Below are 762 nucleotides of genomic sequence, written 5' to 3' on the forward strand. Positions count from 1 at the left end.
GCGAAGAAACGCACTGACGGGCAACCGTGCCAACAACCCGTGTCGGAGGAAGGTCTGCGTTGCCGCTATCACGGGGGAGCCACACCAAAGGGAAAAGAATGGCATCGTCGCCAATGGCCGAAGAAGGGCGCTGCTTCATCTCGGTTGAAGGTCAAACAAGTGAGCCTGGCGATCCGGGACAGAAAACTGAAAGAGCGCATCGCTGAAATGACGTCGGAAGAGCTGGAGCAATATGAGATCAGACGGAGAGCCAAGCGTCCCGGAACTCCCGCGGAACGGCAACAAGCCCGAGACGGCCGAAAAGCCAAAAAGCTGATCGAGGATCTCCGGAAAGACGATAAGCCGATCAGTGACGAGATCAGCGCGTTGGACGCACAGATCCGAAGGCTGGAAGACCAGGCTCAAAAACTGCAACTCGACCAATACGACGAAGACGAACTGCCAGAGGTGTTCAAATGACCGACAGAGACGACATCACGCCCGAGGAGGCGCTGACCCGCACTCAGGCGAGGATCAAGACAGAGGGCCTTGAAGCGGCCACTGACGCCGCCTTACTGCTCTTGAGAGACCCAAAGGCACCCGCACAAGCCAAGAGCGCCACGATTAACGCCATATACCGCGCATCGGGCCTCTTTGGCCGCACAGACGACGAAACGCAGCCAGAGCTTTATGAGATGTCGCCTGAGCAGATCGATCGGCAGATCCGCAAGCTGGAGAGGTCAATGCGGACCGCGGCGACTGGGTCGGATGCGGATGGGGTGT

At 58.4% G+C, this 762-nt stretch carries 2 protein-coding genes; both read left to right on the forward strand.

Annotated features, from left to right (window positions below; genetic code table 11):
• Positions 1-459, forward strand: a 459-nt coding sequence (locus tag ACR0EL_RS22180; protein ID WP_480502315.1) for a hypothetical protein, incomplete at its 5' end; no start/stop codon positions are given.
• On the forward strand, positions 456-762 hold a 307-nt coding region (locus ACR0EL_RS22185; RefSeq protein ID WP_480502316.1), incomplete at its 3' end, for a hypothetical protein. The genes ACR0EL_RS22180 and ACR0EL_RS22185, both read left to right, overlap by 4 nt.

Source organism: Ruegeria sp. AH12, assembly GCF_056541465.1.